This is a genomic window from Luedemannella flava, assembly GCF_039528515.1.
Lineage (GTDB): Bacteria > Actinomycetota > Actinomycetes > Mycobacteriales > Micromonosporaceae > Luedemannella > Luedemannella flava.
Window position 1 is genome coordinate 11,835 of record NZ_BAAALT010000009.1, and the last position, 25,216, is coordinate 37,050.

Sequence of the window (25,216 nt, forward strand, 5' to 3'; positions counted from 1 at the left end):
CGTCCGACGCATGCATGAGGTCTGGGTGCGGTACGGCTGGGTGGTCTACGTCTTCGTGGCGGCCCTGCCGGTCATTGTCGGCGTGACGCTCGGGACGGTCGCGCTGCGCCGCCGCCGCGGCGTACTCCCCGAAGTGGCCTGGCGGGACACGGTGGCCGAGGTGGGGATCGTGGCCGGCACCGCGCCCTGGCTGTTCATGGGATTCATCCCACACTGGGAGGCGGTCCGCTCGGCGCACCTGCTGCCCTTCGTGGACCTGGTCGACCAGTGGCACGTGGGGCCGGAGTTCTTCGCGGTACAGGTCGGCGCGAACCTGCTGGTCTTCGCGACGGCGGGGTTCTTCGCGCCGATCCGGTGGCGGATCGGGCCGGGCGCGGTGCTCGTCGGCGCGGCGGTCGCGTCCGCGCTGCTGGAGATCGGCCAGTGGGTGTTCGACATCGGCCGGGTCACCTCGGTCGACGACGTGCTCGTCAACGCGGTCGGGGCGTGGCTCGCGGCGCTCTGCTCGACCCGCTGGTGGGCCCGGCGAAGGGTTACGAACGTCGCGGTCGCCCCCGCCTGACGCGTCCGGCAGGTACCGTGTCGCGAGACATGTGACCTGGGGGAGCGGCGCAACCATGACCAACTTCCAGGTCGACCTCCGTGGCGTGGTCGACCTGCTCAGCCACCACCTCTACGGCAGCCCGCGGGTGTACGTGCGGGAGCTGCTGCAGAACGCGGTCGACGCGATCACCGCCCGGCGCGCGACGGACTCCGGCGCGCCCGCGCTCGTGCGCATCGAGCCGGCCGAGCTCACCGGCGACGGCACGCTGCGCGTGCACGACACCGGCATCGGGCTCACCGAGGCGCAGGTGCACGAGCTGCTCGCCACGATCGGGCGCAGCGGCAAGCGCGACGAGCTGGGCTTCGCCCGGCACGAGTTCCTCGGCCAGTTCGGCATCGGCCTGCTGTCGTGCTTCCTGGTCGCCGACGAGATCCGGGTGCGCACCCGGCACGGCAACGAGCCGACCGTGCTGTGGACCGGCTACGCCGACGGGCGTTACGAGGTCGCTGTCGCGGGCCCGGCCGACGAGCGCGCCGAGCAGGGCACGTCCGTGACGTTGGTGCCGCGCCGCGACGGTGCGCAGTGGCTCACCGGGCCGACCGTGGTCGAGCTGGCCCGCCTCTACGGCTCGCTGCTGCCGGTCACCGTCCGCGTCGGCAGCGAGGTCGTGTCGGCGGGGCCGCCGCCGTGGCTGGCCACCGCGGCCGACTCACCCGGCGACCGCCGGGAGAGACTGATCGGGTACGCCCAGGCGACGCTCGGTTTCACCCCCTTCGACGTGATCGACCTTTCGGTGCCCGCCGCGGGGCTGACCGGCGCGGCATTTGTCCTGCCGATGCCCGTCAACCCGGCCGCGAAGCTGGGCCACCGTGTCTACCTCAAGCGGATGCTGCTCGGCGAGGGCACCGAGGGCCTGCTGCCCGAGTGGGCGTTCTTCGCCCGATGCGTCGTCGACGCCACCGAGCTGCGACCCACCGCGAGCCGCGAGGCCCTGTACGAGGACGGCCTGCTCGACGAGGTCCGCGAGGCGCTCGGCGACCAGCTGCGCGGCTGGCTCGTCCGGCTGGCCACCAACGACCGCGACCGGCTGGCCGCCTTCCTCGACGTGCACCACCTCGGCGTGAAGGCGCTCGCCCTGCACGACGACGAGATGCTGCGCCTGGTCGACCAGTGGTGGCCCATGGAGACGAACGTGGGCCGCATGACGCTCGCCGAGTTCCGCGAGCGGCACGGCACCGTCCGCTACTGTGCCACGATCGACGAGTTCCGCCAGCTCGCGGCCGTCGCCGCCGCGCAGGACCTGGCCATCGTCAACGGCGGCTACACGTACGACTCGGAGATCATCGAGCGGCTGCCGTCGCTGGACCGGGAGATCCTCGTCGACCGGCTCGACCCGAGCGACCTGACCACCCGGTTCGACACCCTCGACCCGGACACCGAACTCGCGCTGCGGCCCTTCCTCAAGGTCACCCAGCGGGCGCTGGACCGGCTCGGCTGCGAGGCGGTCGTGCGCTCGTTCGAGCCGGCCGCGCTGCCCGCGCTCTACCTGGTCGACCGGTCGGCGGCGTTCCAGCAGCAGTTGCGCGCCACCCGCGAACGCGTCGACGACGTGTGGGCGGGCGTGCTCGCCGCGTTCGAGCAGGCGGAGGCCGACGCGCGCCCGCAGCTGGTGTTCAACCACCGCAACCCGCTGGTGCGCCGGCTCATCGCGCTCACCGGCAGCGGGCTCACCGAGCTGGCCGTCGAGGCGATCTACGGGCAGGCGCTGCTGCTCGGCCACCACCCGCTGCGCCCGGCCGACGCGGCGCTGCTCAACCGGTCCTTCCTGGGACTGCTCAACCACGCGGTGATCGGGGAGGCAGAGCGTGAGGGAGGCTCAGCGTGACGGATGAGGCACGGGTGCGCGAGATGATCGCGCAGCTCTGGGACATGCCGTACGGGGCCGCGCACATCGCGGCCGCCGAGGAGGCGGTCCGGCACGCCGACGCGCTCGACAGCGCCGACCTGGGGTTCCACGCCCGGATGGCAGCCACCCCGGCCTACCAGCACGGCGGCGAGCCGGCCAAGGCGTTCGTCACGTTCTCCTGGTGCCTCGCGGAGTACGACCGCAACCCGGCCCGGTACGGGGCGAACGACGCCGAGCTGCTGCGTTGGTACTTCAAGTACGTCATCTCGTCGCTGACCAAGTTCCCCGAGGTGCCGCTCGACCGGACGTACGCGGTGCTCGACGACATGCAGCGCCGGTTCACCATCGGCGGGCACAGCCTGCACGCGGTCTACCAGTACCGGTGGGTCGTGGCGAACCACCTGGGCGACGAGGCGGCCGCCGACGAGTGGTACGCGAAGTGGTCCGCCGCGGCGCGCGACGAGAACTCCGACTGCGCCGGCTGCGACCCGACGTCGAAGGTGTCGCACCTGGTCAGCCGCGGATGCGACGAGGAGGCCGTGGCGCTGGGCGAGCCGGTGCTCGCCGGCCAGCTGGGCTGCCGCGAGCAGCCGCAGTCCATCCTGACCGAACTGATGCTGCCGTACCTGCGCACGGGCCGGCTCGACGAGGCGCGCGACGCGCACCGGCGGGCGTACCGGACCGTGCGCGGCAACGTGGCCAACATGGGCGACGTCAACCAGCACATCCACTTCTGCGGCGTGACCGGCAACGAGGTGCGCGGCCTGGAGCTGATCGAACGGCACCTCGACTGGCTCGACCGGGCCCCGACGCCCCTCACGGCGATGTACTTCGCGGCCGCCGCCGGCCTGGTGCTGCGCCGGCTGACCGAGGCCGGGCACGGCGAGGTGCCGGTCCGGCGGGCCGCGGGCGAGATCAGCGTCGCGGCGCTGGCCGACGACCTGGCCGCCCACGCGCGGGATCTCGCGCAGAAGTTCGACGAGCGCAACCGGACCACGCACCAGTCGCGCAAGGTCGCGGAGTGGCTGACCGCCGAGCCGATCGTCGACTACCTGCCGCTCACCGCCACCGCCCGGCCGCTGTCCGCGCCGCCGGTCGCCGACGCCGCCCCGGCCGAGCCCGCGCCCGTCGTCGTCGACGTGCCGGAGTCGACGACCGTGGACGAGCTGCTCGACATGATCGACCACGGGTACTCGACGGGCGACGAACGGCGCTCGTTCGCGCTGGTGCGCGTCTTCGCGGAGCGCTTCGGCGCGGGCGGGCTGGCCGACGACCAGGCGGCCCGGTGGGCCGACTACCAGGCGGGGGGCGCCGCCAACGAGCGCGGCGACCTGGCGGAGGCGGAGCGGCTCTGGCGGGAGGCGGTTCGGCTCTACACCGAGCTGGACCTCCCCGACCGCCGGTACACCGCGTCCGGCCGGCTCGGGCTGACGCTGTGCGAGCTGGGCGCCGGCGACGAGGGCCTGCCGATGACCGAGGAGGCCGCGGCGTACCTGCTCACGCAGGGGGCGCCGCACCTGCGGGCCAGCGCGGCGCACCGGCTGTCGGGCGCGCTGCTGTCCCTGTCGCGGCCCGAGGAGGCCCTGGCCGCCCTCGACGTCGCGGCCGAGTACGCGCCGGACAGTCCCAACCCGTACACGGTGTTCGCGGTCGCGCTGAGCCGGGCGCAGTGCCTGGGGATGCTGGGCCGGGTGTCCGAGTCGGTCGTGGCGGCCCGGCAGGCGCACGGCGGGTTCGCCGAGCTCGACCACCGGGCCGGCCGCGCTGCGTCGGCCTGGGCCATGGGCCTGGGCCTGGAGATGACCGGCGACGGCGAGGGCGCGGTCGCGGCCTTCGAGGACGCCATCGCGCACCTGTCCGACGGCCGGGTGATCGCCGACGCGCGCCGGCACCGGGCGCACCTGCTGGCCGCGACGCCGCGCGCCGCCGAGGTGATCGACGACCTGGTCGAGCTGGTCGCGCTCGCCGAGGAGCGGGCACCCGTCGGGGTGCGCACCGGGCCGCGCGCCGACCTGCCGAGCGCGCAGATCCGGTTCGACCTCGCGGTCGCGTACCGGCACGCGGGGCGGCTGCTCGACGCGGCCGAGATCGCGGAGGAGGCGGTGCCGGCGCTGGCGGCGGCGGAGCGGCCGGACCTGGCCGACCGGTGCCGGTACCTGCTGGCGTCGATCTACCGCGACATGGGCGAGACCGACGGCGCGCTGGCCCTGTTCGACCAGCTCACGGTCAACCTGGACGGCTTCGACAACGCGCCGGCCCGGGGCCAGATGCACGAGGAGGCCGCCGAGATCCTCTACCGGCTGGACCGCGACGGCGAGGCCGCCGCCCGGTTCCTGGCGGCGGCGGAGACGTTCCGCGCGAGCGGACTGATCCTGGACGAGCTGCGTACCCGCCGGATGTCGGCGCTGTCGTTGCGCTGGGCGGGCGACCCGGAGGCGGCCGTGGCCCGGCTCGAGGAGGCGGACGCCTGCCTGTCGGGCGTCCCGGTCGACGAGCCGCCGGCGCGCTGGGAGCGGGCGATGCTCGGCTACGACGGCGCCCGGGTGCTGCTCGGGGCCGACCGGCTCGACGACGCGCTGGCCCGCCTCGACGGGGTGGCCGCCCAGTTCCGGTCGATCGACGCGTACGCCGAGGCCCTGCAGGTCGAGCTGTTCGTCGGGGAGCTGCTGCTGCGCCAGGGCCGGGCGCCCGACGCGGAGGCGCAGCTGCGTCCGGTGCTCGGCGCCGCCCCGACGGGCTCGGACCTGAGCCAGAACGCGGCCTGGCTGCTGTGCGAGTCGCTGGAGGCCCAGGGCCGTTCCGCGGACGCCCAGCGCATCCGCGACGAGTACGGCCTCGACGCTTAGTTACTCTTGAGTAGGAAGGGTCTTGACCCGCGAGTAGGCTGCATCGCGTGAGTGTGCAGACGCAGACCCCCCGCCGCCGGACGCGACGCCAGGAGATTCTGGACATCGCGGTGCAACTCTTCGCCACCCGTGGCTACCACGGCGTCTCCATGGACGACATCGGTGCCGCCGCCGGCGTGACCGGCCCCGCGCTCTATCACCACTTCGCGGGCAAGGAGGCGATGCTGGCCGCCGCTCTGACCCCGGTCAGCGAGCAGCTGCTCGCCGGCGGCCGCGAGCGGGTCGCCGCCCACGAGGCCGACCCGGGCGCCGCCCTCGACGCGCTGGTCACCTTCCACGTCGACTTCGCGCTCGCCAACCCCGCGGTGATCACCCTGCACCTGCACGAGCTGGACCGGCTGCCCGAGGAGCCCCGGCGCCAGATCCGCCGCCTCCAGCGCCAGTACGTCGAGGAGTGGGTGAGCGTGCTCACGTCCTGCCGGCCGGAGCTGGTCGACACGGAGGCCCGGGTCCTGGCCCACGCCGCGTTCGGCCTTATGAACTCGACCCCGTTCGCCGGCTCCGAACTCCCGGCCGAGCGCCACGCGGAGCTCCTCCGCGACGCGACAAAGGCCGCCCTCCGCGGAGGTGGGCGCTGACGCCTCGACCTCGCCAGATGTGAGCTTCTGGCGACGGTGACGCGTTGAGCCTCGCCAGATGCGCACTGTTGGCGGGGCAGTCACGCCTTCGCCTCGCCAACTGAGCACATTTATCCGTGCGAGATCATGGCGTCCGAGGCGGATGCCATGAGGCCGCACCCATTACCACCGCATAAGCGACATATACCCCCGAGCCAAGCCCTCTGTCGTCGTCGTATGGCGCCATAGGTGCGGTATGCGGGGCCGGATTCCAGGCCTATGGCGCCATAAGGTGAAACCCGACCCGGGCCGCGCCGCGCGACCACGGGTTGGTGTCAAGGTCGGGCGTCGAGAGTTATCCACAGGGTCTGTGGAGAGGCTGTGTGCGACCGCGCACAGGGTGCCTATTTGTGCTGGTCGGGGCTGTGGATTTCAGTCATTTGAATGTCCACAGACTCGCCAGTAACCGCGACCGGCCCGTAGTCTGGCGACCGCTCCCCGTTCTGCCAGAAAGGCCGTTCCCCATGATCGGATCGCTGCTCGTCGCCAACCGTGGCGAGATCGCCCGTCGGATCATCCGCAGCGCGAAGCGCCTGGGCATCCGCACCATCGCCGTGCACTCCGAGGCCGACGCGGACCTCCCGTTCGTGCTCGAGGCCGACGAGGCCGTGCTGGTCGGCCCCGCGAACCCCGCGCTGTCGTACCGCAACACCGAGGCGATCCTGGCGGCGGCCAAGCAGACGGGCGCCGAGGCGATCCACCCCGGCTACGGCTTCCTGTCGGAGAACGCCGAGTTCGCCCGCGCCGTCGAGGCCAACGGCCTGATCTGGGTCGGCCCGAGCCCCGAGGCGATCGTCGCGATGGGCGACAAGATCAACGCTCGTAACCTGATGGCGGCGGCCGGCGTGCCCGTCGCCCCCGGCACCACCGACCCGGCCGCGTCCGAGGACGAGGCGGTCGCCGAGGCCGAGCGCATCGGGTACCCGGTCATGGTCAAGGCCGCGGCCGGCGGCGGCGGCATGGGCATGGCGGCCGCCCACGACGAGGCCGCCCTGCGCGCCGAGTACGCCAAGGTGCGCGGCTTCGCGGAGCGCATGTTCGGCGACGGCTCGGTGCTCATCGAGCGCTACTTCCCCCGGGTGCGCCACATCGAGGTGCAGATCCTCGGCCTCGCCGACGGCCGCGTCGTCGCGCTCGGCGAGCGCGAGTGCTCGGTGCAGCGCCGCAACCAGAAGGTGTTGGAGGAGACCCCGTCGCCGGCGGTGTCGCCGGAGCTGCGCGCGGCCCTGTGCGCCGCCGCCGTCCGCGCCGGCGAGGCCGTGGGCTACCGCAACGCGGGCACCGTCGAGTGCCTGCTGGACCCCAGCACCAACGAGTTCTTCTTCCTGGAGATGAACACCCGCCTGCAGGTCGAGCACCCGATCACCGAGGCGATCTTCGGCGTCGACCTGGTCGAGGAGCAGCTGCGGGTGGCGTCCGGCCTGGCGCCGACCTTCGACCCCGACGCGCTGGTCTCCCGTGGTCACGCCATCGAGCTGCGGGTCAACGCCGAGGACCCGAAGCGGTTCCTGCCGGGGCCCGGCGCCATCACCGCGTGGGTCGAGCCCACCGGCGAGGGGGTACGCGTCGACAGCGGGTACGCGGCGGGCACCACGGTGACGCCGAACTACGACTCGCTCATGGCGAAGCTGATCGTCTTCGCGGACGACCGCGCCGCCGCGATCGAGCGCGCCAAGGCGGCCGTGGCCGGCTTCGAGATCACCGGCCCGAAGTGCAACCTGCCGTTCTTCGCCGAGCTGCTGGACAACGCCGAGTTCGTCTCCGGCGACTACGACACGGGCATCGTCTCGCGTATGCGGTGATCGTGCCCGCTCATCCGAAAGGGTGGCGCGGGGTGGCTACCGTCCCAGATGTCGCATACATCTGGGGAGGCGAATATGCGAACAGTACGATCAATGGCCGTCGCACTGAGTGCGGCGGCCATTGTCGTGTCGGCCCTACCCGCACCCGCCCTGGCGGCGCCGAAGGCGGCGGCAGCGCCGGCTGACAAGGTCGTCTGGGGTGAGTGCCCGCCCGCGCCGGACTCCTACCGGGACCCCCGGCAGGAGTGCGCCACCATCACGGTGCCGCTCGACTACCGCAAGCCGCACGGCCGCACGATCGACGTGGAGATCTCGCGGATCGCCACGTCCACGCCCGACAAGCGTCGGGGCATCCTGCTGTCCAACCCGGGCGGGCCGGGCGGCTCGGGCCTCGACCTGCCGGGTGCCCTCGCGGCGCTGCTGCCGGCCGACGTGCTCGACCAGTACGACCTGATCGGGTTCGACCCGCGCGGCGTCGGCTTCAGCACGCCGGTGACCTGCGGCATCCAGGACACGCCCGCGCTCATCACACTGGCGCTGCCCTACCCGGCGCCGGATGGGAGCATCGCGCGCAACGTCGCGTACGCCAAGGAGACCGCGGCGGCGTGCGCGGAGCACTCGGGCGACCTGCTGCCGCACATCACGACCGCGAACACCGCGCGCGACATGGACCGCATCCGGGCCGCGCTCGGCGAGAAGAAACTGTCGTACTTCGGCGTCTCCTACGGCACGTACCTGGGCGCCGTCTACACGTCGTTGTTCCCGCAGCGGTCCGACCGCATCATCCTGGACAGCGGCGTCGACCCCGACCTGGTCTGGAAGGACATGTGGCGGACCTGGAACCCCGCGGTCACTGAGCGGATCGAGGACTTCTACAAGTTCGCGGCGACCTACCCCGACCTGTACGGGCTGGGTGCCACGCCGGCCGCCGTGCGCAGCGAGTACTCGCGGCTTGTCTCCGCTCTTGACGCTGAGCCCGTCGACCTGGGGGACGGGTACATCCTCGACGGGAACTACGTGCGCGAGGTGACCCGGTCGGTGCTGTACGCGGACTTCTTCCTGCCGCTGCTCGGGGAGCTGGTCGCCGAGCTGGTGCCGCTGGTCGACGGCACGTCGACGGCGGCGGAGCGGTCATCGGCGCTCGCCGCGCTGAAGTCCACCGGAGTCCGGCGGGCCGCGGCCGTGGATGTGCCCTTCGACAACACCATCGCGGTGCTGTACGCGGTGGTCTGCGACGACGCGGTCTGGCCGGGCTCGGTGGCGCGGCACGCCCGCGACGTCGCGCGGGCGCGGCAGAAGTGGCCGCTGCTCGCCGGCATGCCGTCGAACCTGTGGCCGTGCGCGTTCTGGCCGACCAAGCCCGTCGAGCGGCCCGTGGCGGTCACCGACCGGGGGCCGCGCAACGTGCTCGTGCTGCAGAACACGCGCGACCCCGCCACGTCGTGGGAGTCGGGCCTGGGCCTGCGTAGGGCGCTCGGCAAGCGGGCCGCGTTCGTCGGCGTCGACCAGGGCGGGCACGGCGCGTTCGCGCTCGGCACCTGCGCCGACGCGGCGATGGTGGAGTTCCTGGCCACGGGCGCGCTGCCGGCCCGCGACCGGTTCTGCGAGGGGGTGCCGCCGCCGTCGCCGCTGGCCCGGTCGTTCGGAGCCCGGCCGCCCTACCTGCCGGTGGGTCCGCTCGACGGGGCCGCGACGCTGCTCGCGGCCGCCGCCCGGGCGCGCGCCGGTAGTTGATCCTTGGCGACACGGCAACGGGGGCCGGTGTCGCCCGTCCTGAGGCGTTGATCCCGGCTCGCGGCGGATCCTGGTCGGTTACCGGCCTTCCGCCGCGAGCCGGGCGCGCTAGCCTCGGGGTGTGGAGCTGCCAGCAGCAGTGTCGCTGCGCGAGGTCGGGCCGCGCGACGGCCTGCAGAACGAGGACCCGGTCCCGACGGCCGCCAAGGTCGCGCTGCTCGACGCGCTGTCGTCGACCGGCGTACGGCGCATCGAGGCGGTGAGCTTCGTCCACCCGAAGGCCATTCCGCAGATGGCGGACGCCGAGGAGGTCTGGGCGGCCGCGCACAAGGAGCCGGGCGTGCGCTACAGCGCGCTCGTGCCGAACTCGCGGGGCGCGACCCGGGCGCTGGAGGCCGGCTTCACCGAGCTGGAGGTCGTCGTCTCCGCGTCGGACACGCACAACCGCCGCAACGTCAACCGCTCCACGGCCGAGTCCCTCGACGACATCACGGGCCTCATCGACCAGGTGCACGAGGCGGGCGGGTCCGTCGAGGTGATCGTGGCGACCAGCTTCGGCTGCCCGTACGAGGGGAACGTGGCGCCCGAGCGGGTCGCCGGCATCGTGCGCCGGGTGCTCGCCGACGGCGCCGACCGGGTGGCGTACGGCGACACGACCGGCATGGCCACGCCGCGCCGGGTCCGCGAGCTGTTCCGCGCCGTCCCGCCGCCGACGCGCGTGCCCACGCTGCTGCACTTCCACAACACGCGCGGCACCGGGCTGGCCAACATCCTCACGGCCCTCGAGCTGGGCGTGGTCGAGTTCGACGCGAGCGTCGGCGGCCTCGGCGGCTGCCCGTACGCGCCGGGGGCCAGCGGCAACGTGGCGACCGAGGAGGTCGTGCACATGCTGGCCGACATGGAGATCGAAACGGGCGTGGATCTCGACAAGCTCATCGACGCCGCCCGCCTGGCGCAGAAGATCGTCGGCCGCGACCTGCCCAGCGGCGTCCTCAAGGCGGGCCCCCGCGTTCCGCGGTAGGAAACTTTCGGATCCCGCCGCCACCCAAAATCCCAGGCCAGCATAGGGATTTCGAAGAGCTTTCGATAGCCATTGACAGCCTTGACTGCGCCTCGAATGCTGGCGCTGCCGACAACTTTCGACGTCTGTCGACGGTCGGCATCGCCAGCTTCGCTAGGAGGAAGCGCGCAGATGAATGACATCCCCATCCACCACCAACGCCGCCGGCGCAACCGGCTGCGGATGTTCATCGGCGGCGCGAGCGCACTGGTGCTCGCCGCGACCGTGGCGGTGCTACCCGGCGTCGCCAACGCGATCAACACCAACCAGACCGGTACGCACAACGGCTACTTCTACACGTACTGGAAGGACAGCGGCTCCGTCGAGATGACCCTCGGCTCGGGCGGCAACTACAGCGTCAGCTGGGGCCAGGTCAACAACTTCGTGCTCGGCAAGGGCTGGAACCCCGGCTCCAACCGCACGGTCACCTACTCGGCCAGCTACAACCCGCAGGGCAACTCGTACCTGACCCTGTACGGCTGGACGCGGAACCCGCTGATCGAGTACTACATCGTCGACAGCTGGGGCACGTGGCGCCCGCCGGGCGCGTCGTCCATGGGCACGGTCACCACCGACGGCGGCACGTACGACATCTACCGCACCCAGCGGGTCAACCAGCCCTCGATCGAGGGCACGGCCACGTTCTACCAGTACTGGTCGGTGCGTACGTCCAAGCGGGTCGGCGGGACCATCACCACCGCCAACCACTTCAACGCGTGGGCGAGCAGGGGCATGAACCTGGGCAACCACGACTACCAGGTCATGGCGGTCGAGGGGTACCAGAGCTCCGGCGGCAACGCCAACGTCACGATCGGCGGCAGCCCGCCGCCGACCAGCAGCGTGGTCACCACCCGGCCGGTCGTCACCACCCGCCCGGTCGTCACCACCGGCGGCCCGACCACCGGCGGCGGCCAGCCCGGCACCTGCACCGCGACGTACCGGACCAGCAACAGCTGGAACACCGGCTTCAACGGTGAGGTGACGGTACGCAACAACGGCTCGTCCACGTTGAACGGCTGGACCGTCAACCTGGGCCTGGCCAGCGGCCAGACGATCCAGAGCCTGTGGAACGGCGTGAACAGCGGGACCACCGGCAGCGTTACGGTGCGCAACGCGCCCTACAACGGCACGCTGAGCGGCAGCGGCTCGACGAGCTTCGGCTTCACGGCCAGCGGCAACGGATCCACGTCGCCGACCGTGAGCTGCACGTCCCCGTAACAGTAGTCGCGGAGCGGGCCGGCACCGTTAGGTGCCGGCCCGCTCATCGTTGCCCTAGACCTGCCGGCGCTGCCACTGCTGGTTGGTGCCGGAGCCGCACGTCCACTGGACGAGCTGCGCCCCGTCGGCGGTGGACGCGCCGGTCACGTCCAGGCACTTGCCGCTGTGCCGGGCGATGACGTTGACGTACCCCGTGCCCGGGTCCTGCAGGCGCCACTGCTGGTTCGTGCCGCCGTTGCAGGTCCACTGGTCGATCCGGACGCCGTTGCCGGTGGCGGACGCGCCGCCGTACACGTCGAGGCACTTTCCGCTGTTCACGCTGACGATCGTGTAGTAGCCGCCGCCTACGTCGGTGAACCGCCAGCGCTGGTTGGCCTGGCCGTTGGACGTCCACTGCACGGCGTTGGCCCCGTCCGTGGTCGCCGCGTTGTAGATGTCCGCGACCTTCCCACTGTGCCGGGCCACCAGGTTGTACGTCGCGGGGACCGGCACCGTCGTCTGCGGCGTGATCCGGTACAGGCCCGCGCCGTGCGCCGGGAGGGACTGGCTGAACGTCGTGGTGACCGTGCCCAGCGAGCCGCCCGTCCACAGGTTGCTGACCGTCGCCGAGCCGATGCCCAGGTCGGCCAATGCCAGCGACACCGTCGCCGTCGCGGCGGACCGGTTGAACAGGGCGATGTAGCGGTCGGAGCTGCCGGGCACGTCAGCGGCCCATACCTGGTACGTCCCGCCGTACAGCTGGCGGTTGTTCGTGCTGTTCTGATCGACGGCGAGCACCCCGGCGTTGGTCATCAGGGCGAGCTCGGCGGCGCGGTTCTCGGTGAGGTTGCCACCCCACATGAGCGGCGCCCGGTTGATGGCCCACAGCGTCATGAGGGTCCGCTGCTCGTCGGCGGTGAGGTTGGAGTAGCGCGGTGAGCCGACCGGCCCCTGCTTCGACAGCCGCCCGATCGGGATCATGTCCGGGTCCGGCCAGGCGCCGGTGCTCCGGTGGGGCGTCCAGTCGCGGAGCACGTCGAACAGGGCGTCCAGCGACGACCAGTTGTCCCACAGGTCGTTGACGATGCGCCACATGTGCGCGTTGGCGGTCACGTGGCCCGCGGCCGACAGCGGCGTCGGCCCGGGCGAGAGGCTGAGCACCATCGGCCGGCCGCTGCGCTGGATCGCCAGCCGGTAACCGTCCACCTCGGACTGCCGGTAGGTGGGCGCGGCGATGTCGTCGACCTTCACGTAGTCGACGCCCCAGCTCGCGTACAGCGCGAACAGCGAGTCCAGGTACGCCTGCGCGCCCGCGTGCGACATGTTCAGGCCCCAGTTGAGGTTCAGCCACGCCGCGGTGGTGGTGTTGTTGATCTGGTTGGCCCGGTAGCTCGTGTTGAGGATCGGCACGTTGTCCGCGACGGCCTGGCGCGGGATGCCGCGCATCAGGTGGATGCCGAACTTCAGGCCCTGCGCGTGGATGTAGTCGGCGAGCGGCTTGAACCCGTTGGTGCCGGTCGCGGACGGGAACCGGGTCGTGTCCGGCAGCAGCCGGCCGTTCGCGTCCATGCGCAGGCGCGGGTTGAGGTTCGCGTCCTGGTTGGGGCTGCCGGTGCCACTGCCCGGGTAGTACCACGCCCAGTCGATGACGATGTACTGCCAGCCGTACTGCCTGAGGTTGTCGCGCATGTAGTCGGCGTTCGCCTTCACCTGCGCCTCAGTGACATTCCAGTTGTACGAGTCGTAGCTGTTCCACCCCATGGGGGGCGTGTTGGCCACCCCGTTGTTCCACGCCATCGCCGGCTGCCCTCCACCCGCCACCACGATTCCCGCGGCGGCCGCCAGGATGAGCACCGTCGCCGCCGCCAACCTGCCACGTCGCATCGCCACTCCATCGATCGAGATCCTTGTTAACGTTCACAATTCTCCACCCGCAACCCTCCCGTAACAAGAAGCGACTGATCGTGTCCACCTTCACTAGATCTTGGGGGCGATAACGGGCCTATAGGAGGTGGCAGCCCTCAAGATCGGGTGACTAGCGGGTGCGGAGGATGTCTAGGGCCTTTGCTATGCGGCGGGTGCGGGTGGCTTCGGCCTTTGCCGAGGTGATGACGTCGACGTGTTCGCGCTGGTGGGTGTAGGAGAGCTGGTCGAAGCGTTCCCGGAGGCCCGCCTCCGCCAGGGCGGCCGCGAAGTCGTCCGGGACCTCGACGGTCCTGGGGGCGGTGTCCAGTTCCACGGTCACGTCCACCTCGTCGCCGGCGGCGACGCCGGCCGCCGTGCGGTTGTCGGCGCTCAGGGGCAGGAAGTAGCGGCCGGTGTAGGCCGCGATGGTGCTCCGGTACGTGTGGGAACCGATGGTCACGGTGACCTTCGGACGCTTGCCGGCGCCCAGCGCCTCGACCACGTCGGCGGGCACCTCGATGCCCGTGGCTGTCTTGCCGCCCAGCTCAACAACGCTGCGGAACTCCATAACGAGCAGTATGCCGGGGTGGCCGACATGGGGTAACCTAACGATCGTTAAGGAGGGCTCATGACGGACGAGCGGATCGACGCGCTGCGCAAGCGGGTCAGCGCCGGTGGCGCCGAGCGCTACCACCAGGCGAACGCCGCCAAGGGCAAGCTGTTCGCCCGCGAGCGGGTCGCGCGCCTGGTCGACGAGGGCTCGTTCGTCGAGGACGGGCAGCTGGTCAACGCGCTCGACGAGACCCTCCCCGCCGACGGCGTGATCACCGGCGAGGCGACGGTCGACGGTCGCCCCGTGTGCCTCATGGCCAACGACTCCACCGTCAAGGCGGGGTCCTGGGGCGCCCGGACGGTAGAGAAGATCATCAGGATCATCGAGAAGGCGCGCGACCACGGCGTACCCATGGTGTATCTGGTGGACTCGGCCGGGGCGCGCATCACCGACCAGGTCGACCTGTTCCCCGGGCGGCGCGGGGCGGGGCACATCTTCCACCAGCAGGTGCTCGCGTCCGGGGCGATCCCGCAGGTGTGCGCGCTGTTCGGGCCGAGCGCGGCGGGCGGGGCGTACATTCCGGCGTTCTGCGACGTGGTGGCCATGGTCGACGGGAACGCGTCGATGTACCTGGGCTCCGACCGCATGGTCGAGATGGTCACCGGCGAGCGCACCACGCTGGAGGCCATGGGCGGCGCGAAGGTCCACTGTGAGCAGTCCGGCGTCGGCCACTTCCTCTGCAGGACGGAGGACGAGGCCCTCGACACGGTGAGGCGCTACCTCAGCTACCTGCCGACGAACTGGCGCGAGAAGCCACCGACAAAAGCCCCGACGGAGCCGCACAAGGGCGACCTGGAGATCCCCGACTCCGAGCGGCGCGCCTTCGACATCCGCAAACTGGTCCGAGGCGTCGTGGACGGGGACAGCTTCTTCGAGATCCAGGCCCGCTGGGCGCGCGAGGTGACGATCGGCTTCGCCCGGCTGAACGGCGAGGTCGTCGGCATCGTCGCGAACAACTCGCTGCACAAGGGCGGCGTGCTGTTCGTCGACTCCGCCGACAAGGCGACCCGGTTCATCCAGCTCTGCGACGCGTTCGGGGTGCCGCTGCTGTTCCTCGCCGACGTGCCCGGGTTCATGGTCGGCACGGCCGTCGAGAAGCAGGGCATCATCCGGCACGGCGCCAAGATGATCAGTGCGGTGGCCGAGGCGACGGTGCCAAAGATCTGCGTCGTGGTGCGCAAGGCCTACGGCGCCGGCCTCTACGCCATGGCCGGGCCGGGCTTCGCGCCCACCGCCACGCTCGCGCTGCCCACCGCGAAGATCGCCGTGATGGGCGCGGAGGCCGCCGTCAACGCGGTCTACGCCAACAAGATCGCGGCCCTTCCCGACGAAGAGTCCCGCGCGGCCTTCGTGCAGAGCAGACGCGACGAGTACGAGCAGGACATCGACCTCGTGCGGCTCGCCGCCGAGAACATCGTCGACGCCGTCGTGCAGCCACACGAGCTGCGCGGCGAACTGATCCGCCGGTACGCCGTCGCCGCCCGTCGCGACCGTGCCGCCGCCACGCCGCAGCGCCGCCACGGCGTCACGCCGGTATAGAGGAGAGACCGATGATCAGCGAAGAGCACGAGGCGCTGCGCGCCACGGTCGCCCAGTTCGCCCGCGAGGTCGTCGCGCCGGTGATCGCGGAGCACTACGCCAACCACACCTTCCCCTACGACGTGGTGCGGCAGATGGGCAAGCTCGGCCTGTTCGGCCTGCCCTTCCCCGCCGGGTACGGCGGGATGGACGGCGACTATCTCGCGCTGTGCGTGGCGATCGAGGAGCTGGCCCGGGTCGACTCGTCGGTGGCCATCACGCTGGAGGCGGCGGTGTCGCTCGGCGCGATGCCCATCTACCGCTTCGGGACGCCCGAGCAGAAGCAGGAGTGGCTGCCCCGGCTGCTGTCCGGCGAGGCGCTGGCCGCGTTCGGGTTGACCGAACCGGGCTTCGGCTCGGACGCCGCCGGTATGCGTACCAGGGCGGTATTGGACAGTGAGCGGGACGAGTGGGTGATCAACGGGAGCAAGGCGTTCATCACCAATTCGGGCACCGACATCACCGCGGTCATCGCCGTCGCGGCGGTCACCGGGCCCGACCACGAGATCTCCACGATCCTCGTGCCGTCGGGGACGCCGGGGCTGACCGTGGCGCCCGGCTACGACAAGGTCGGCTGGTGCGCGTCCGACACGCACGAGCTGCACTTCGACAACGTGCGGGTGCCGGCGGCGAACCTGCTCGGGGCGCGCGGGCGCGGGTACGCCCAGTTCCTGCAGATCCTCGACGAGGGGCGGGTCGCGATCGCGGCGCTGGCCACCGGGCTGGCGCAGGGGTGCGTCGACGAGTCGGTGCGCTACGCCCACCAGCGGGAGGCGTTCGGCCACCCGATCGGCGACTTCCAGGCCATCCAGTTCAAGATCGCCGACATGGAGGTGCGGGCGCACACCGCGCGGCTGGCCTACCTCGACGCCGCCGGCCAGGTCGACCGGGGCATCTCGGTCAAGCGGACCGCCGCCATGGCCAAGCTGTACGCCAGCGAGGCCGCCGTCACCAACGCCCGCGAGGCCACCCAGGTCCACGGCGGGTACGGATTCATGAACGAGACGCCCGTCGCCCGCTTCTGGCGCGACTCGAAAATCCTCGAAATCGGGGAGGGAACCTCCGAGATCCAGCGAATGATCATCGCGCGCGACCTCGGCTTGTAAACGAACGCTTACTCCTCGCATAAGGTTGACCGAACTGTCACTAGCGCGGTGCAATCGGTGACCCTACCGTGGGATCACGGCGGCGGGGAGGACTCATGGGCGAGGACGTCTCGGCGACCACGTTCACGCTGGAAGACAGCATGCGATACCGCCACAAACTCAGGCGGTGCCTCGATGTCCTCCGGATGATGCTCGACGACCTGGCCTTCGACGCGGACTCGCTGAAGACGGGCCTCGAAGTCGAGGTGAACATCGTCGACACCAACGCGCAGCCCGCCATGCGCAACGCCGAGATCCTGCAGGCCTTCGCCAACCCGACCTTTCAGCGCGAGCTCGGCCGGTTCAACCTGGAGATCAACGTGCCGCCCCGGCTCATCGCCGCCGAAGGGCTCGCCGCCTACGAACACTTCATCCGGTCGAGCCTCACCATGGCCGACGAGTACGCCCACCACGTCGACGCGTCGCTCGTCCTCATCGGCATCCTGCCGACGCTGACCGAGGCGCACACGGTGCTGGCCAACCTGTCGCCCGTGCCGCGCTACCTGGTGCTCAACCGCGAGATCATCGAGGCGCGCGGCGGGAACATCGACATCGACATCGCGGGCCAGGAGCGCCTCGCGGTGCGCACCGACTCGATCGGCCCCGAGGCCGCGTGCACCAGCGTGCAGTTCCACATCCAGGTGCCCGCCGACCGGTTCGCCAGCTACTGGAACGCCTCCCAGGCGCTCGCCGGCCCGCAGGTCGCGGTCGGCGCGAACTCGCCGTTCGTTTTCGGCCGCCGGCTCTGGGACGAGACCCGCATCGCCCTGTTCGAACAGGCCGCCGACACGCGTTCCGAAGAACTGAGAACTCAGGGGGTACGCCCACGCGTGTGGTTCGGCGAACGGTGGATCACCTCGACGTCGGAGCTGTTCGAGGAGAACCTGCGCTACTTCCCGCCCCTGCTGCCGCTGCTCGACGACGAGGACCCGGTCGAGGTGTTCCGGTCCGGGGGCGTGCCGCGGCTGCCCGAGCTGCGCCTGCACAACGGCACCGTCTACCGCTGGAACCGGCCCGTCTACGACATCATGGACGGCCGCCCCCACCTGCGCGTCGAGAACCGGGTGCTGCCCGCCGGGCCGGCCGTGTCCGACATGCTGGCCAACGCGGCGTTCTACTTCGGGCTGACCCGGGCGCTCGCCGAGACCGACGACCCGGTCTGGAACCACATGTCGTTCTCCATCGCCGCGCAGAACTTCCGCCGGGGGGCCGAGCACGGACTGCGCGCCACGATGTGGTGGCCGGGGCGGGGCGAGTCGCGGGTGTGCGACCTCATCCGTGACGAGCTCCTGCCACTCGCGGCGGCCGGGCTCGACCGGTTCGGCACCGATCCGGGCGTCCGCGACCGGCTGCTCGGCATCATCGACGGCCGCTGCGCGACCGGCCGTACGGGCGCGGTCTGGCAGGCCGAGGTCGTCGCCGAGCTGGAGCGCGCCGGCCTGACCCGCCGCGACGCCCTCACGGAGATGCTCCGCCGCTATATGACCCTGATGCACACCAACGTCCCGGTCCACCTCTGGCCCTCGGCCTGACCGCGCTGTTTGCTCCGCTACGTCACGATCCTGTCTCCACAGTGGACCCTTGTCGCCGGCGGTCTCGGAGGGAGTAGTTGTTACGTGTCGGGTTTTGTTCGGTGATGGGGTGGCGGGGCGCCCGTATGCTGGCCCGGACGTGATCGCGGGCTCGCCCGCCAGCGCCCGGGGAGGAGAGCGCGATGGCTGACGCCGACAGTTCCGACCAGCCGCGCCCGGCTACGCCGGGGAACGTGCCCGACGCCGACGCGACCCGGCGCTGGACGCAGGATGAGCTGCGCGCCGCCGCGACCGGGCGCGGGCCCTCGTCGGCCGCCGACGGGCCGCCGGAGTCCGGCCCGATCCCTCCCGAGCCGACGCCACCCGTCGAGGACGCGCAGGCCACGACCATCATGCGCCCCGACGACTCAGCGCCGGCCGCGGAGCCCGATGAGCCGGGCGACGCTGAGTCGTCCGCGGCGGTGGCGGCGTCGGAAGGTCCGGCCGAACCCGAGGCAGCCGCCGAGCCGAAGTCGCCGGCACAGCCGTTGCTGCCCGCGGGCGGCATGCGGAACCCCCCGAAGTCCGCGTCACCCGCCAAGCCCGCGCCGCCCACCGAGGTAAAGGCGGAGTCACCTGCCGCGCCCGCGCAGCCCGCCGCGCCCGCGGTGCCCGCCGCGTCGGCTGGGCCGACTGAGCCTGCCGCGCCGGCTGAGCCGGTGCAGGCTGCTGGGCCCACTGAGCCCGTTTCGCCGGCCAAGCCGGTGCAGCCCGCTGGGCCGGCGGAGCCTGTTTCTCCGGCAAAGCCGGTTCGGCCGGCGGCCGAGGCTACGCAGGCGCTTCCGCCCGGCGCCGTTGCGCCCGGGAAGCCGCCGGTGAAGCCGGGGGTCGCGGGAGCGCCGGGGGTGCCCGTGCCGCCGCCGGGCGGGCCCGCCGACGGGAATGCGGCGACAGCCATGCTGCCGCCGATGAAGGGCGCCCGGACAGGGCCGGCGGCCACCTCGGTCATGCCGCCCATGGATAAGCTGCCGCCCGCGGGTGGTCAGGCGTCGCCGACGCCGCCGAACACCCCCAAGTGGGCCGCCCGGGCCGAGGTCCCGGCCGTCGCACCCCAGTTGTCCACGCCCACTGACGAGTGGCAGGCGCTGCACCCGCAACGGCGGAGCGTGATCATGCCTATCATGATCACGATTGGGATCCTGATCCTGGTCGGGCTCACCTCGCTCGGCATCTGGGCCGTGGTCCAAGGGTCGTCCGAGCCCACGCCGGAGCCGACGACCGTGCCGACGAAGGCGCCCGTTGCCACGACCGCACCGGCGACCAGCGCGGCGCCCCCGACGAAGGCCGAGGAGCCGAGCGAGAAGCCGGCCGTCGTTCCGGTCCCGCCCGTGCGCAAACTGCCGACGCTGCTCGCCCGCCAGGCGCTGTCCGCCCTCGGGCTGAAGGTCGTGGTCGTCGAGCGGCCTGACGCGGAGATCGCCGCCGGTACGGCCATCGGCACCGAGCCGGGCGCGGGTTCCTTCGTGGAGAAGGGCTCCGAGATCACCCTGTTCATCTCCTCCGGGCCGCCCGAGGATCCGCCGACCGAGGAGCCGTCGGAGTCACCCGAGGGGCCCACCGAGGAACCGACGGGCTGAGCCCGAGGGCGTTACAAACGGCGGCGGAGCAGGCCCAGGGCGACGAGTCCGACGGCGGCGACGGCGATCCCGGTCGCGCCCACGGTCACCAACGTCTGACCGGCCTCCTGCACCGGCCACGACGGTTCGGTACGGACCGCGTGCGGCGGGGCGGGCGCTTGCCGGTTGTTCCCGGTCACGTCCCGGCCGGCCGAGTCCTCGGGCACGTCAGGGACGTACGGTGCGGCCCAACCGGGGCGCCAGTCGGGTTGGTCCGGGCCGGCGAGCGGCGGGCTGCCCCAGGCGGGCGGCTCCGGTGCCACCAGCCACGGGTCGATCCTCCGGTCCGGGACCACGACGACATGGCGCGGTCGCCGGCTGGGCGTCGCCGGCGCCCGCCGCACCGCAGCCGCGGCCGCTGCCTGCGACGACGTCGTGGCCGGTGACGGGCTCGGGCTGGTCGGACTGACCGAAATGGTCGGACCAATAGAGGATGTCGCCGTCGGACTACCCGACGCGCCGGACGTCGGCGGCGCGGACGACGGGTTCACGGACGTGGGCGGCGCGGACGTGGGCGGCGCGGACGTGGGCAGCACGGTGGTCGGTGGCGCGGCGGTAATGGTGGCCGGCGGTGCGGTGGTGATCGGCACGAGTGGACTGGCCGACCACGTCGTCGGCCCCGCGGTGCTGGGTCGCCCCGTCGTGGGGCGTGCGGTCGTGGGGCGCGTCGAGGTGGGCGGCGCGGTGGCCGTCGCCGACGGCCGAGGGCTGCCGGCTGGCACGGTGACCAGCGGACTCGCGGACCACGACGGGACCGCGCTGGTGTGTGTGGTCGGCGGCGCGGAGTCCAGCGGCACACCGGCCAGCCCCGAGACGGCGGGCGTGATCGGCGATGCCGACAGGTTCGTGACCGACGGGTCCACTGTGGTCGAGGGGTTGACGGTGCTTGACGGGTCGATCGTGTACGACGGCGACATACCGGACGACGGGATGACCGGTGTCGTGAGGGGCACACCACCTGTCACCGAAAAGGGTGACTCGAATGTCGGGACGATGCGGGCGTACGCGTGCTGTCCGGACGTACCCATGGTGGTTGTGGCGGCCTGAGCCCCGCGGGCCAGATCGCAGAACGCGGCCGTACCCAGCGCGGCGATCGCGGCAGCCGCTGACAGCGACGCCCACCGCCGATCGCCCCGGCGGATGCGTTTGACCATGACACGGCCCCCCGGGATGCATCGGGGACCGGGCCACGTGAGGGGTGTTTCTGACTACCGTGGGTAGTTCGATCGTAGGCCGGCGGGGCGGTCGGACAGGCGGCCTTGGCGATTCTGGGTGTCCGGGCGGCGCTGGGCGATGTTGTGAGCCCCGGTAGCGGCCTTCTGGAGGCCGTCGAGCTGCACGAAGATGCAGCGGCGCTCGACGGCGTCACCGACAGAATTCAGTTGATAACCATCGAGCCATGCCCAACCGTTATAGGTCTGCCAGTCCTGTACGCGGATGACCCGGAACATCATGGGTTTGTTGAACTGGATGCTCGCCGCGCGCGTCACGCGCAGCACGTCACCGGAGCGAGGTAACACGGTGCCCTCCTTTCCCCACATTCCGGAGTACCTTCGCGGGGGAGCGTGGGTGATGTGGTGGTCGATCGTGTCTGTTCGGGTGGCCGGCCGCCGCGGGCGACCGACGGTAGGCGCGTCTGATCACGTTGGCGGCCGGGCCAGCACCCCGCTCCGTGTGGCACCCACCCCCGCAGGGCACGGGCGCATACGGTCGGCGGGGCGTGAACCACGGAGCGGTCGAGGACCGGCGATCGCTCTCCGAGGTGGGGCATGGTGGACACCGGTGCGGACGGCCGTTGGCGGGACGTCCGAGCCCGGATGCTCCACAGTGCCCCCTTCATCGTGTTGGTTGGATGAGTTGATCACGGGGAGTTACGTTGGCCTCACGGACAGGTTGCCGTAGGTTATTGCCCAATGCAAGTTGCAAACGGAGTGTTTCTCGGGGTGTCACCCATAGTGATGGCCCGAACACACCGTCGCTGTGCGAATCGGGCAAAACTCGTGAGTCTTGATTGGCGGTGGAGCGCGGGGCAAACTGAACGCGCTTCGTCTTTCCTGTCCTCAGCAACGATCGGTACGGCGGGGATATCTACAGAGGGGGTGCCGGTCCACATCGGACCCGAGCACCGGGGGCCCGGAGGTGACGCGTGACCGCCAGGCGTGGCAGCCCGACGGCCCGACGGCGGCGGCTCGGCGCCGAGTTGCGGAGACTGCGCGACGCGTCGGGATTCACGATCGAATTCGTCGCGGAGCGCTTGGAGTGCTCGGCGTCGAAGATCAGCCGCATCGAGACCGGACAGATCGGCGCGAGTCCGCGCGACGTCCGCGACATCCTCACCATCTACAGCTCCCCGCAGAGCGAGATCGAGTCGCTTGTCCAGGTCGCCCGCGAGGCGCGGCAGAAGGGGTGGTGGCAGTCCTACGGCGTCGTGCTCACCGGCGCGTATGTGGGATTCGAGGCCGCCGCGGACAAGATTGACACCTTCGAGGTGGTGTGCGTTCCCGGCCTGCTCCAGACCGCGGAGTACGCGCGACACCTCATGCTCGTCGGCAACCCGGATATGAGCCAGGACGAAATCGAAAGCCGAATCAGTATCCGGAAACAACGTCAGTCGTTATTGACGCAGGACGAACCCGTGGATCTGCGGGTGGTGCTCGACGAGGCGGTGTTGGCCCGCCTCGTGGGCGGCGCTGAGGTCATGCGGCGTCAGCTCGAGCGTCTCGCGACAGAAGCCGAGCGACCCAACGTCACGATCCAGGTTCTTCCGTTCCGTGCCGGAGCTCATTCCGGCATGGAAGGGGCGTTCTGCATCCTTCGCTTCGCCGAGGAGGTCGACCCGGATATGACGTACGTCACGATGGCCACCGGGGGCGTCTTCCAGGAGAAGGACGACGAAATGACCCGGTACTCGTTTATTTTCGACCGCCTCCGGGAGACCGCGCTGTCGCCGGAGGAGTCGGTGAAATTGATCATCGACAGGGCAAGGGAGCTTCAGTGAGCATCAATATCAAGGGCTTTGACGTCGATCTGAGCCGCGCCGTGTGGCGCAAGAGCACACGGTCGGGCCCATGGACGGACAACTGCGTTGAAGTGGCGTTTGTTGACGGCGCGATCGCGGTGCGCGACTCCAAGAACCCGGAACAGCGTGCTCTGATCTTCACCCCGGGAGAGTGGGATGCGTTTGTCGGCGGCGCGAAGGACGGCGAGTTCGACCTCTGACAGGTGTCCCCGCCCGGCGGAGTCGCGCGGTCCGGGCTGGCACACCTCCGCGTTCACGGAGCGGCGATGCACACGTCATCGCCGCTCCGTTGCCTTTTGTCTTACACGGGTGACGTTTGCCGGCCGACCGTCGCCCGGTCGTCGACTGCGTCGTTGGACCTGATGGCGTTCCGCGTTTTCGCGGAACGCGGAACAGGCAGCGACACGGACGATGGGGTGGCGATGAAGAACGGCGCAAACGGTTCCTCCGACACCGACGACCGGTACGGCGACCCGAACTCCGACGCGCTCGCGAGCTTCCGCAGCAGCGTGCGCCGGGAGGTGCTGGCCGGCGACTTCGAGTCCGACCACAGCCGCCGCAACGGCTCCCTGACCGGGCTCGACGGACTGCCCGGCATCCCGCCGCCGTCGGTCCTGGACGTGCCGCCGCCGCACATTCCCGCCCCGTCCCTGTCGGACGTGGGTCGCGTTTCTGATCTGGGGAGGGTATCGGAGATGGGGCATCTGCCCAGCGTCTCGCATCTGGACGAGTCGGTGTTCGACCCACCGTCCTGGTTGGACAATCCGGCCATGCCGCTCGCGGACCATCCGCTGCTGCGCGGCCTGCTCCTCGAACTGCCCAACAAGGGCCCCATGCCGTCCGCGGACTGGCTGGACCGGTGGTTCGAGGCGGCACGTTCGATACTTGAACTGCTCTACGCCCAGAGCAGTCGGTAATCTTGCGGAGTGGTCCCCGCAATCGAGCTGCACGTTCACCTTGAGGGCGCCATCCGGCCGCACACGCTGCTGGAGATCGCCCGCAACAACGGTGAGACCCTGCCCGCGTCCTCCGTCGCCGAGCTGGAAGCCCTCTACGAGTTCACGGACTTCGCGCACTTCATCGACGTCTGGATGCTCACCACGAACTGCCTGCGCACGGCGGACGACTTCCGCCGGATCGTGGTCGACTACGCCGCCGAGGCCGCCAGCTTCGGAGCCGTCTACGTGGAGGGCATCTTCTCCCCGGGCGAGCGCGTGCAACGCGGCCTGCGCTTCGAAGACATCTTCGAGGGGTACGCCGAGGGAGCGCGCGAAGCGGAGTCACGCCACGGGGTGACGGTGCGCTTCACGCCGGACATCCACCGGCAGTTGCCGGTGGACCTGGCGGAGGAGTGCGCGCGGCAGGCCGTGCGCTACCGGGACCACTTCGTGGTCGGCTTCGGCCTGGGCGGCAACGAGTACGCGGCGCCGCTGGAGCCGTACCGCAAGGCGCTGGAGATCGCGCGCGACGGCGGGCTCGGGCTCGTGCCGCACGCCGGGGAGCTGCCGGGGCGCGACGGGCTCGGCGGGGCTCTGTCGGTCCGGGAGGCGCTGGACGTGGGCGCCGACCGGATCCGGCACGGCATCTGGGCCGTGGAGGATCCCGACGTGGTCGCCGAACTGGTCGACCGGGGCGTCGTGCTGGACGTGTGCCCCACGTCCAACCTGCGTACGCGCAGCGTGCCCGCATTGTCGGAACACCCGCTCCCGGCACTGCTGGCCGCCGGCGTGGCCTGCACGGTCAACACCGACGACCCGGCCATGTTCGGCACCGACCTGGGGCGGGAGCTGGCCGCTGCCGCGTCGCTGGGCCTGTCGGGCGTCGACGCGTTCCGGGCCGGGGTGGCCGGGGCGCTCTGCGACGCGCAGACACGGGCGCGATTGGCGTCCCTGGCGCTCTAGCCGCGCCGCCTCGCCGCCCACGCGACGGGGATGGTGGCCAGCACAAGCACCACCGAGGTGCTGACCAGCGCGATGACGGTCGGGTTCACGTAGCCGGGCACC

The 25,216-nt window shown here is 71.2% G+C and carries 21 protein-coding genes; 17 read left to right on the forward strand and 4 right to left on the reverse strand.

Annotated elements, in window-relative coordinates; all coding sequences use genetic code 11:
• Positions 1 to 10 precede the first annotated feature (10 nt).
• From ABD211_RS02455 to ABD211_RS02490, 8 genes are all read left to right on the forward strand, one after another.
• Entirely contained in the window at positions 11 to 562 is a 552-nt protein-coding gene (locus ABD211_RS02455) for a VanZ family protein (protein WP_344125723.1), read from the forward strand.
• Positions 563 to 617: 55 nt separating this feature from the next.
• Positions 618 to 2,429: an HSP90 family protein gene (locus tag ABD211_RS02460; RefSeq protein ID WP_344125725.1), complete on the forward strand. Its 1,812-nt coding sequence runs from the start codon at positions 618 to 620 to the stop codon at positions 2,427 to 2,429.
• The gene (locus ABD211_RS02465) at positions 2,426 to 5,296 is read left to right on the forward strand and encodes an ATP-binding protein (protein WP_344125727.1); all 2,871 of its coding nucleotides are present in this window, start codon (positions 2,426 to 2,428) and stop codon (positions 5,294 to 5,296) included. Before ABD211_RS02460 ends, ABD211_RS02465 begins: the two co-directional genes overlap by 4 nt.
• Before the next feature lie 47 nt (positions 5,297 to 5,343).
• The gene (locus ABD211_RS02470) at positions 5,344 to 5,934 is read left to right on the forward strand and encodes a TetR/AcrR family transcriptional regulator (RefSeq protein ID WP_344125729.1); all 591 of its coding nucleotides are present in this window, start codon (positions 5,344 to 5,346) and stop codon (positions 5,932 to 5,934) included.
• Between the two features lie 503 nt (positions 5,935 to 6,437).
• Entirely contained in the window at positions 6,438 to 7,775 is a 1,338-nt protein-coding gene (locus ABD211_RS02475; RefSeq protein ID WP_344125731.1) for an acetyl-CoA carboxylase biotin carboxylase subunit, read from the forward strand.
• A 93-nt stretch (positions 7,776 to 7,868) separates the two neighbouring features.
• Positions 7,869 to 9,509, forward strand: a complete 1,641-nt coding sequence (locus ABD211_RS02480; protein ID WP_344125733.1) for an alpha/beta hydrolase — start codon at positions 7,869 to 7,871, stop codon at positions 9,507 to 9,509.
• Positions 9,510 to 9,636: 127 nt separating this feature from the next.
• On the forward strand, positions 9,637 to 10,530 hold the full coding sequence (locus ABD211_RS02485) for a hydroxymethylglutaryl-CoA lyase (protein ID WP_344125946.1): 894 nt from the start codon (positions 9,637 to 9,639) through the stop codon (positions 10,528 to 10,530).
• A 171-nt stretch (positions 10,531 to 10,701) separates the two neighbouring features.
• Positions 10,702 to 11,787, forward strand: coding sequence for a glycoside hydrolase family 11 protein (locus tag ABD211_RS02490; protein ID WP_344125735.1), 1,086 nt, complete (start codon positions 10,702 to 10,704; stop codon positions 11,785 to 11,787).
• A 54-nt stretch (positions 11,788 to 11,841) separates the two neighbouring features.
• Here the strand turns inward: ABD211_RS02490 and ABD211_RS02495 are convergent, their stop codons facing one another.
• Both ABD211_RS02495 and ABD211_RS02500 read right to left on the reverse strand, forming a co-directional pair.
• Positions 11,842 to 13,650: an RICIN domain-containing protein gene (locus ABD211_RS02495; protein ID WP_344125737.1), complete on the reverse strand. Its 1,809-nt coding sequence runs from the start codon at positions 13,648 to 13,650 to the stop codon at positions 11,842 to 11,844.
• Between the two features lie 151 nt (positions 13,651 to 13,801).
• A complete protein-coding gene (locus ABD211_RS02500) occupies positions 13,802 to 14,239 on the reverse strand; it encodes a YdeI/OmpD-associated family protein (RefSeq protein ID WP_344125739.1) in 438 nt (145 codons plus the stop codon).
• A 60-nt stretch (positions 14,240 to 14,299) separates the two neighbouring features.
• On the opposite strand from ABD211_RS02500, the gene ABD211_RS02505 reads away from it, so the two are divergent.
• From ABD211_RS02505 to ABD211_RS02520, 4 genes are all read left to right on the forward strand, one after another.
• Positions 14,300 to 15,823 (forward strand): acyl-CoA carboxylase subunit beta, encoded by a 1,524-nt coding sequence (locus ABD211_RS02505; protein WP_344125741.1) that lies wholly within the window; start codon positions 14,300 to 14,302, stop codon positions 15,821 to 15,823.
• A gap of 11 nt (positions 15,824 to 15,834) precedes the next feature.
• Positions 15,835 to 16,968, forward strand: coding sequence for an acyl-CoA dehydrogenase family protein (locus ABD211_RS02510; RefSeq protein ID WP_425560321.1), 1,134 nt, complete (start codon positions 15,835 to 15,837; stop codon positions 16,966 to 16,968).
• 95 nt (positions 16,969 to 17,063) lie between these two features.
• Complete coding sequence (locus tag ABD211_RS02515) at positions 17,064 to 18,539, forward strand: glutamate-cysteine ligase family protein (protein ID WP_344125743.1); 1,476 nt, start codon at positions 17,064 to 17,066, stop codon at positions 18,537 to 18,539.
• A gap of 182 nt (positions 18,540 to 18,721) precedes the next feature.
• On the forward strand, positions 18,722 to 20,155 hold the full coding sequence (locus tag ABD211_RS02520) for a PASTA domain-containing protein (protein ID WP_344125745.1): 1,434 nt from the start codon (positions 18,722 to 18,724) through the stop codon (positions 20,153 to 20,155).
• An 11-nt stretch (positions 20,156 to 20,166) separates the two neighbouring features.
• Here ABD211_RS02520 and ABD211_RS02525 read toward each other — a convergent pair whose 3' ends face one another.
• Positions 20,167 to 20,490 (reverse strand): hypothetical protein, encoded by a 324-nt coding sequence (locus ABD211_RS02525; protein ID WP_344125747.1) that lies wholly within the window; start codon positions 20,488 to 20,490, stop codon positions 20,167 to 20,169.
• 79 nt (positions 20,491 to 20,569) lie between these two features.
• On the opposite strand from ABD211_RS02525, the gene ABD211_RS02530 reads away from it, so the two are divergent.
• Complete coding sequence (locus tag ABD211_RS02530) at positions 20,570 to 21,241, forward strand: hypothetical protein (RefSeq protein WP_344125750.1); 672 nt, start codon at positions 20,570 to 20,572, stop codon at positions 21,239 to 21,241.
• Between the two features lie 161 nt (positions 21,242 to 21,402).
• Here the strand turns inward: ABD211_RS02530 and ABD211_RS02535 are convergent, their stop codons facing one another.
• Positions 21,403 to 21,714 carry a hypothetical protein gene (locus ABD211_RS02535; protein ID WP_344125752.1) on the reverse strand — a complete coding sequence of 104 codons (312 nt, stop codon included), beginning with the start codon at positions 21,712 to 21,714 and terminating at the stop codon, positions 21,403 to 21,405.
• A 626-nt stretch (positions 21,715 to 22,340) separates the two neighbouring features.
• Here ABD211_RS02535 and ABD211_RS02540 point away from each other — a divergent pair.
• From ABD211_RS02540 to add, 4 genes are all read left to right on the forward strand, one after another.
• Positions 22,341 to 23,192 carry a helix-turn-helix domain-containing protein gene (locus ABD211_RS02540; RefSeq protein WP_344125754.1) on the forward strand — a complete coding sequence of 284 codons (852 nt, stop codon included), beginning with the start codon at positions 22,341 to 22,343 and terminating at the stop codon, positions 23,190 to 23,192.
• Positions 23,189 to 23,413, forward strand: a complete 225-nt coding sequence (locus ABD211_RS02545) for a DUF397 domain-containing protein (protein WP_425560322.1) — start codon at positions 23,189 to 23,191, stop codon at positions 23,411 to 23,413. Before ABD211_RS02540 ends, ABD211_RS02545 begins: the two co-directional genes overlap by 4 nt.
• Positions 23,414 to 23,635: 222 nt before the next feature.
• Positions 23,636 to 24,130 (forward strand): hypothetical protein, encoded by a 495-nt coding sequence (locus tag ABD211_RS02550; RefSeq protein ID WP_344125756.1) that lies wholly within the window; start codon positions 23,636 to 23,638, stop codon positions 24,128 to 24,130.
• 9 nt (positions 24,131 to 24,139) lie between these two features.
• Positions 24,140 to 25,114: an adenosine deaminase gene (gene add / locus ABD211_RS02555; protein WP_344125758.1), complete on the forward strand. Its 975-nt coding sequence runs from the start codon at positions 24,140 to 24,142 to the stop codon at positions 25,112 to 25,114.
• Positions 25,115 to 25,216: the final 102 nt, after the last annotated feature.